The sequence below is a fragment of the Luteibacter sp. P4_D7_3 genome (assembly GCF_056401735.1).
The window spans coordinates 1-8,078 of record NZ_JBFUIT010000183.1 but is presented as its reverse complement, the minus strand read 5'-3'; the positions used below and the strand labels follow the sequence as shown (position 1 = coordinate 8,078).

Genomic DNA, 8,078 nt, shown 5'->3' with positions numbered 1-8,078 from the left:
CCACGATACGTCGCGCCTACTTCGCTGCCGACAATGCGCGGCGGTGCCCCTGACACGTTGCAGAGATCGCCTCGCGCCGCGCCGGAAGCACCGCAGGATTCCACGGAATTCATCCAGCCCTGGCCGGTGATGTTCGCGTGGGCCTGTACATGCGGGCCGAGGTCATACTGCAGGCCACTGGAAAGGAACGGACCGGCGTTCACCGCATGCAGGGCAAGCGGCTGGGTACCGTCGGTGCGATCGTCTGACCTGAGGGCGAGCATGCGACCGTCCGGGGCGCGCCAAAGCGGCACCGAACCCTGCGCATTCTGGGCGTAACCGTCGGGTTGCTGGCCCAGGAGCCGCGTTGCCGTGGCGTCCGAACCCACCGGCGCAACTTGCCCTGCCGCGGCGAGCGGCATCAGCAGTAGCAAGGTAAGAAAGGATCTGCGCATGGTCATCTATCGGCAGGTGGCTGAAATCCCCGAGGTCCCGCATCAGCCTCGCGAGAACACCGCCAGTGTATCGCGTTTTACGTTTTACTAACACCCCGGAGGGCCACCTTCAGGAATCGGCCCGCCTGCCGTTTATGAGCATGAAGGGGAAAGGTTGCACGCTGGCGCAAGGCCCCTGAGACTGGCGCTCCACGCCCCATCGCGCGGCCGCCTTAACGCATATAGACTGAACCGACCATACCGGAATCCTTGCCAGGCGATGACTATCGCTCCAACCCAAAGCCCGTCCGTCAAGGCGCCCGGTCACGGTGAAAGCACCCCGTTGCGCGAGGCTGTCGAGCGGTTGCTACGGGCGGCTGAGGCGGAAGTGGTCCGGAGCGAGAGCGAGGCCTTCGCCCGCCACCTCATGCCGGGCGCCCGCGTGGCCTGGCGCGGGGCCGCCGAGCCACGTTCGAGCGGCCATGCCGTGCTCGAACTGGGAACCGACCCGCAAACCGAGCGGGTCCTCGAACTACATACGGCCGAGGCCAGCCTGCCCGATTCGGCCGAACTGATCGACTGGCTCGGCCGGCTGGCCTCGGTACGCCTGCGGCAGCTCGCCGAAACCGCGAATCTCTACGAGGCGATCTCGCGCCTGGCGCTCGCCGAGCGACTGCAGCGTGCTCTCTATGCCATTGCCGAGCAGGCCGGCGCCGAGCACAACATGAAGGACATGATGAGTGCGCTCCACGGCATCGTGGGCAGCCTCATGTATGCCGAGAACTTCTTCATCGTGCTGTTCGACGCGCAGAACCGCACCGTGCGCTTTCCCTACTTCGTCGACTCGCTGGATCCCGACATTCCGGACCCGGAAGGCATCCGCCCGATCGATGCGATCGAGAACTCGCTGACCTGGCATGTCCTGCAAGGCGGTAAGTCGCTGATGGGCGCGAGCACGGAGCTGGAAAAAAACCTTCCGGGCCCGCGCGTATCGATCGGGCCGCCCAGCGACGACTGGCTCGGTGTGCCGATGAAACGCGGCGACGACGTGGTCGGCGCCCTGGTCGTGCAGAGCTATCGCGACGACACGCGCTATACGCAGAACGATCGCGAGCTGCTGACCTACGTCGCCCAGCACGTGCAGACGGCGCTCGAACGCCGCCAGGCGCATGAAGAACTCGAGCGCCGCGTCACCACACGCACGGCCGCACTGCGCGAAGCCAATCGCGTCCTGCGCCAGCAGGTGCTGCAACGCCAGCGTGGCGAGCGCTTGCAGGCCGCGCTGTTCCGCATCGCCGAACTGGCGAACACCTCGGACAGCATCGAGAACTTCTACGCCGCCGTGCATCGCGTTATCGGTGGCCTCCTGTACGCGCGCAACTTCTATATCGCGCTGCTCTCCGAAGACCAGAACAAGCTGACGTTCCCTTATTCGGTCGACGAACTCGACGGCTCACGCGAGCCGCGCGAGCTCGGCCGCGGCCTCACCGAATTCGTCCTGCGTAACGGCAAGGCCCTGCTCGCCGACCGCGAGGAGATCGACCGACTCAATCGCGACCAGGTCCTTTCCACCAGCGGCGCACGCTCGCTCCACTGGCTGGGCGTGCCGCTCATCTGGAACGAAAAATCGATGGGTGTGCTGGCGGTGCAGAGCTATTCGCCCGAGCACACCTATAGCGCACGCGACCAGGAACTGCTGACCTTCGTCAGTTACCACATCGCCAATGCACTGCAGCGTAAGTACACCACCGAGTCGCTCAAGCAGGCCTACGCCAGCCTCGAACGCCGGGTGACCGAACGCACACGTGCCCTGGCCCTGGCCAACCGCGACCTGCGCGAGCAGATCGCGGAACGCGAGCGTGTCGAGCGGCGGCTCAAGTACGAGACCCTGCACGATTCGCTCACCGGCCTGCCCAACCGCACGCTCCTGTTGCAGCGCCTGGAGCAGGCGCTGAATCATTACCGCGAGAATCCCGCCGATCTCTTCGCGGTGCTCTTCATCGACCTCGACCGCTTCAAGGTCATCAACGATTCGGTGGGCCACCTCGTGGGCGACGACCTCCTGTTCCAGGTCGGTGGCCGCGTGCGTGCGTGCCTGAAAACACGCGATGTCGTCGCACGCCTGGGCGGCGACGAATTCGCCGTGCTCGTGGAAGGCATCACCGATCCGCAGGCCGCCACGCATATCGCCGAGCGCATCATCGCGCAGCTGCAGACGCCGTTCCGCCTGGGCGCGAAGGAGATCTTCACCTCCGCGTCGATCGGCATTGCGCTGCCCACGCCGGAATACACGCGTCCCGAAGAACTGCTGCGGGACGCCGACTCGGCCATGTACCGCGCGAAGGACGAAGGTCGCCACCGTGCAGCGGTATTCGACGACCGCCTGCGCCGTGAAGCGCTCTCGCTGCTTGAGCTGGAAGGCGACCTGCGCCGCGCCCTCACGCGCAATGAGTTCGTCCCGTTTTACCAGCCCATCGTGGACCTCGAAGACAACCGCGTCGTCGGTTACGAAGCCCTGCTGCGCTGGCGCCATCCGGAGCGCGGTCTGTTGCCGCCGGGGGACTTTCTCTCCGTGGCCGAAGACACCGGTTGTTCCGAAGCCATCGACTGGCAGATTTTCGAGCAGGTTGCCCGCCAGGTGCGCGCCCTCACACGCGACGAAGGCTTCGTCAGCATCAACGTGTCGGGCAGCCACTTCCGCTCACCAGACCTCGACCAGCGCCTGCTCGACCTGTTCGCCGAGCACGGCGTGCCGGCGCGGTGCGTGCGCGTGGAAGTCACCGAGCGGGCGCTGCTGGAGAACCCGGCGCAGGTCAAACGCATCCTCGAGAACCTTCGAGACCATGGCGTCGGCATCGCGCTGGACGATTTCGGCACCGGTTACTCGTCGTTGAGCTACCTGCACCAGTACCCGATCGAGACGCTGAAGATCGACCGTTCCTTCGTGATCGAGCTGCCCTCCGAAGACACCGACACCGACGCGCACAGCACGGCGGTGGTCCGGGCAATCCAGGCGCTGGCCAATTCGCTGCGCATGCAGGTCATCGCCGAAGGCATCGAAACCGAGTCGCAGATGCGCGCACTGCGTCGCATCGGCTGCCGTTTCGGCCAGGGCTTCCTGTTCGCCCAGCCCCAGCCGGCTAGCAAATGGCTGGCTGCTCCCTTGTCCCTCGACGCGTAGGGGTTATCGCGACCGGGTTTTCGCCGATGAATCGGCTCCTACAGGGAAGCCGGAGCTACTGCAGGGTTGAGGGGGACGGTGGGGTTTCGACCTGTGTCAGCAGGCGCTCGGCGTCGACGCGATCGAACACGTAGCGCGTGGCGCAGAACTCGCAGACGACTTCGATCTCGCCGTCACGATCGTCCAGGGTGGCCTCGACTTCCGTTCGGCCCAGCGCACGCAGCATGCCTTCCACGCGCTCCTGCGAGCAGGTGCAGCCGAAGGCGAGACCCTTCGCCTCGTAAACGCTCACGGTCTCCTCGTGATACAGCCGGTAGAGCAGCTCTTCCGGCAGGATCGACAGCATCTCGGAGCTGCTCAGCGTGTCGGTGAGGATGCCGACGCGCGCCCAGGCGTCATCGTCGTCTTCGGCGGCGCTGTGGCCGCCTTCGCCCGCGATGGGCTGAAGCATGAGCCCCACCGCATGGTCGGCGTTGGCGGCGAGCAGGATGCGCGCAGGCAGCTGTTCGGACCGTTCGAAATAGTTTTCCAGCGCCTTCGCGATCGACGGCTCGTCCAGATCCACCACGCCCTGGTAACGACCGCGATCCACCTGCCCGATCGTGATGGCGAGCAAGGCGTTCGGCAACTCGTTCAGGTGCAGGCTCGACGGCATCGTGTCGGCGTCGTAACGCGCCAGGCCACGCAGGTGCCCCTGGTCGGTGCACTCGGCAAAGAGCAGGCGCAGCGCACCCTCGCTCTTGAACTCCAGCGACAGTGAGCCATCGAACTTGATGTTTCCGGTAAGCAGCGCACTGGCCGCCGCCGCCTCGCCCAGCGTGTTGCGGATATCCGTGGGGTAGTCACCGCGTGAAGCGATCTCGCGCCAGCTGGCGCCCAGGCGCACGAGCACGCCGCGAACGCCTGCTTTCTCAAGCATGAAGCGGTGCAGCACGTCTTCGGATGACAGGGTTTCGACGATCGAATCGGTCACGGTGGCCTCCTGGTGATCCGACGAAAGATGGGGCCATGCCGGCGTACCGACAAGCCCGGCACGCGCCGGGCCCCTATACTGCGCCATCCTTTGCCACCGCGCTGCCATGAGCCCGACGCCCCGCTCGCTGCCGATTCGACTTGCCCGCTACGTCGGCCTTGTCATCCTTGCCTGGTTTGCCCTGTCATGGCTGGTCGTACTCCTGCTGCGCTTCGTGCCGCCGTGGACCAGCGCCATGATGATGGAGCGCCGCGTGGAGGCATTCGTCACCCATGAGCCGGATTTCACCTTTCGCCATCGCTGGGTAGGGTGGGACGCCGTGTCGCCCCAGGTCGGGCTGGCCATGGTGGCCGGCGAGGACCAGAAATTTCCGTTTCATCACGGCTTCGACATCGATGCGATCCAGGACGCGATCGACGCCTCGGATGAAGGAAAACGCCTGCGCGGCGCCAGCACCATCAGCCAGCAGGTGGCGAAGAACCTCTTCCTGTGGAACGGACGCAGCTTCGTCCGCAAGGGACTGGAGGCGTACTTCACCGTGCTGATCGAGGCAACCTGGCCAAAGCGTCGCATCCTCGAGGTCTATATGAATATCGTGGAGCTCGGTAACGGCATCTACGGCGTCGGCGCGGCCAGCGACGTGTTCTATCGCACCACGCCCGACCGCCTTGGCGTGATCCAGGCTGCGCGGCTGGCAGCCGTACTGCCCAATCCGCGCCGCTTCCGCGTCGACGCGCCCAGTGCCTACGTGCAGAAGCGCACCGCCTGGATTGCGCAACAGATGGGACAACTCGGCGGCCCCGCCTATCTCACCCGACCGGCACCCGTCGCCGGGCGCGTTCGCTAAAGGATCGACATGACGTTCTCACTGGCCATTGTGGTTCCCGCTTACAACGAGAGCGATGTCATCGACGCGTTCCATGCCCGGATCGGCGCGGTACTCGACGGGATCGAGGCCACGGCACGCGTGATCTACGTGGATGACGGCAGCAGCGACGACACCTGGCAGAAGCTCTGTGCGATCTCGGGCGCCGACGGGCGGGCGACGGCACTGCGGCTGTCGCGCAACTTCGGCAAGGAGGCCGCCATGACCGCCGGCCTCGACGCCGCCGATGCCGACGCGGTGGTCGTCATCGACGCCGACCTGCAGGACCCTCCCGAACTCATTCCCGAGCTCATCGCGCGCTGGCGCGAGGGCTTCGACGTCGTTTACGCGACCCGCGGCGAACGCGACGGCGAAACACGCCTGAAGAAATTCACCTCCGCGGCGTTTTATCGCGTCATGGAGCGTCTCTCCGACACGCCGCTGCCGCGCGACACGGGCGACTTCCGCCTGCTCTCGCGCCGCGCCGTGGCCGCCCTGGGTGGCCTGCGCGAGCGCCAGCGATTCATGAAGGGCCTGTTCGCCTGGATCGGTTACCGGCAGACCGCCGTGACCTATCACCGCGACGCCCGCTACGCTGGCGCCACCAAGTGGAATTACTGGCGCCTGGGCAACCTGGCCATCGAGGGCATCACCTCGTTTTCGGCAGCGCCCTTGCGAGTGGCCACATGGGTGGGCCTTTCGGCCGCCGTCCTCGCCTTTCTCTATGGCATCTGGGTGTTGCTGAAGGTGCTGTTCTGGGGCGATCCGGTGCGCGGCTACCCGACCCTGATGGTCGTGATCCTGTTCCTCGGCGGCATTCAACTGCTCGCCCTGGGAATCATCGGCGAGTACGTGGGCCGAACGTATGCGGAGAGCAAACGCCGCCCGCTTTACTACGTGGAATCCCGCCAGGGCGGCGAGCCACCCTTCACCTCATCGTGACGCCTCGCGGCGGCTGACGGCGCTACACTGGACCATCGCGGCGACGCGCGCCGCCTCCACCCGGAGAGTCGAGAATGCAGCAGGTCAAGCATCTCCTGGACGCCAAAGGCAAGGAAGTCTATGCGGTGGCGCCAGACGCGCCGGTCTACGACGCCATCCGCCAGATGGCCGAGAAGAATGTCGGCGCGCTGGTCGTCCTCAAGGGCAGTGAACTGGTCGGGATCGTTTCCGAGCGCGACTACGCCCGGAAAGTCATCCTGAAGGACAGGTCCTCCCGCGACACCCCCGTCGCCGACATCATGACGCCGACCGTTATCACGGTCTCGACGAGTGCCACGGTGGACGAGTGCATGCGCTTGTGCACCGACGGCCGTCTGCGCCACCTGCCGGTGCGTGACGGCGACCGTGTCGTCGGCGTGATCTCCATCGGCGACCTGGTCAAGGCGGTGATTTCCGAGCAGAGGCAGACGATCAACCAGCTCGAGAGCTATATCACCAGCTAGGTGTCCTTCGCGCCCGACTCCGGAAGGAGGTCGGGCGATACCGCCGCGCGACGGGCCACGATGGTGGCCACGCCACAGAGCGCCGCGCTGATCAGGCCGAGACCGGCAATGCCGACGCCCAGCCCGCGCAAGGCAGTGAGTGCCGAGGTGACCAGCACGTCGCCAAACCGCCAAACCGTGGTCTCGATGAAGTTCTTGCCCTTGTAACGCGCCTCGCGCGGCATGCGCGTGTAAAGCGCATCGGACGCGGGTTTGGTCATGCCGTAGGTCATGCCGCGCGTCCCGATCTGCACGATGGTCAGCAACGAGACCACAGAGCCGAATACCGCGATGTCCGCGGGGCCGTAGATACCCAGCAGGGCCAGCAGGACGAAGTTGACGAGGGTCGGCAGCACCATCGCCCAGACCGTGCCCAGCCCGCGCATGAGCAGCGGCGTGATGGTGAGCTGCAGCACGGCGCCGAAACTGTTGATCGCAAAATCCAGGTCCGCATAGAACCGGGTGCGCTCGGCAATCCCGGGGTAGTGCAGCTTGGTGTAATCCGCCATGAGCGCGTAGGCCAGCGTGGCGATGCCATCGCTGAGCAGCATGAGGATGGCCATGTAACGCAGGAAGGGCTGGGCGAACGCGGCCTTCGCGCCGTCCAGCAACGATCCGCCAACCGGGGCACCACCGCTCGTATCGTTGGCCGCCCCCCCATCCGACAACGTTAGCAGCAGCCCCAGCGCGATCAACAGGGTAATCGCCGACACCAGGAGCAGCGCAGGTACACCGATCGATGCGACGAGCAGGGATGTCAGCACGGGCCCGACCAGGGCACCCGCCATGCCGCCGAAGGCGATGAACGGAAACATCAGCCGCGCCTGCACGCTGCGATAGATGTCCGCCATGAAGCTCCAGAACAGCGACACCACGAAGAGGTTGAAGACGCTTACCCAGACAAAGAACACGCGTCCCAGCGCGACGGCACCGATGCGGTCCTGGACGGCGAAGGCAGGGATGAACCCGACCAGGCAGGCGGCGAAGAACACATAACTGCCCAGCAGGACGCGTCGGCGCGGGAACCGCGAGACCAGCCAGCCGAACACGGGGGTCAGCGCCAGCATCACCACCAGCACGATCGCGTAGAACAGGGGCAGCGAGGACGACCCCGCCGCTCCCACCAGCTGGTCGCGGACCGGTCGGATCACGTAATAGGAGG

6 protein-coding genes and 1 pseudogene are annotated in these 8,078 nt (G+C 65.7%); 4 read left to right on the top strand and 3 right to left on the bottom strand.

All coding sequences use genetic code 11. The features are described 5' to 3' along the window. Positions 1–434: pseudogene (locus tag AC1DSN_RS14925) on the bottom strand (hypothetical protein); the annotation flags it as partial. Positions 435–693: 259 nt separating this feature from the next. Here AC1DSN_RS14925 and AC1DSN_RS14920 point away from each other — a divergent pair. Further along, on the top strand, positions 694–3,594 hold the full coding sequence (locus AC1DSN_RS14920) for a bifunctional diguanylate cyclase/phosphodiesterase (protein ID WP_477331385.1): 2,901 nt from the start codon (positions 694–696) through the stop codon (positions 3,592–3,594). Between the two features lie 55 nt (positions 3,595–3,649). Here AC1DSN_RS14920 and hslO read toward each other — a convergent pair whose 3' ends face one another. After that, on the bottom strand, positions 3,650–4,567 hold the full coding sequence (hslO, locus tag AC1DSN_RS14915; protein WP_477331383.1) for an Hsp33 family molecular chaperone HslO: 918 nt from the start codon (positions 4,565–4,567) through the stop codon (positions 3,650–3,652). A gap of 106 nt (positions 4,568–4,673) precedes the next feature. On the opposite strand from hslO, the gene mtgA reads away from it, so the two are divergent. The 3 genes from mtgA to AC1DSN_RS14900 all read left to right on the top strand — a co-directional run bounded on the left by mtgA (position 4,674) and on the right by AC1DSN_RS14900 (position 6,877). Continuing rightward, a complete protein-coding gene (gene mtgA, locus AC1DSN_RS14910) occupies positions 4,674–5,414 on the top strand; it encodes a monofunctional biosynthetic peptidoglycan transglycosylase (RefSeq protein WP_477295638.1) in 741 nt (246 codons plus the stop codon). A 9-nt stretch (positions 5,415–5,423) separates the two neighbouring features. Further along, positions 5,424–6,374 (top strand): glycosyltransferase family 2 protein, encoded by a 951-nt coding sequence (locus AC1DSN_RS14905; protein ID WP_213950072.1) that lies wholly within the window; start codon positions 5,424–5,426, stop codon positions 6,372–6,374. A 74-nt stretch (positions 6,375–6,448) separates the two neighbouring features. Beyond that, on the top strand, positions 6,449–6,877 hold the full coding sequence (locus tag AC1DSN_RS14900) for a CBS domain-containing protein (protein WP_063573153.1): 429 nt from the start codon (positions 6,449–6,451) through the stop codon (positions 6,875–6,877). On the opposite strand, the gene AC1DSN_RS14895 is transcribed toward AC1DSN_RS14900, so the two are convergent. After that, a partial coding sequence (locus AC1DSN_RS14895) for an NTP/NDP exchange transporter (protein WP_477331381.1) occupies positions 6,874–8,078 on the bottom strand: 1,205 nt, incomplete at its 5' end. The genes AC1DSN_RS14900 and AC1DSN_RS14895 overlap by 4 nt on opposite strands.

Coding starts and splice junctions, on each gene's coding strand:
- AC1DSN_RS14905 (WP_213950072.1), top strand. CDS start 5,424: ATGACGTTCTCACTGGCCATTGTGGTTCCCGCTTACAACGAGAGCGAT.
- AC1DSN_RS14920 (WP_477331385.1), top strand. CDS start 694: ATGACTATCGCTCCAACCCAAAGCCCGTCCGTCAAGGCGCCCGGTCAC.
- mtgA (WP_477295638.1), top strand. CDS start 4,674: ATGAGCCCGACGCCCCGCTCGCTGCCGATTCGACTTGCCCGCTACGTC.
- AC1DSN_RS14900 (WP_063573153.1), top strand. CDS start 6,449: ATGCAGCAGGTCAAGCATCTCCTGGACGCCAAAGGCAAGGAAGTCTAT.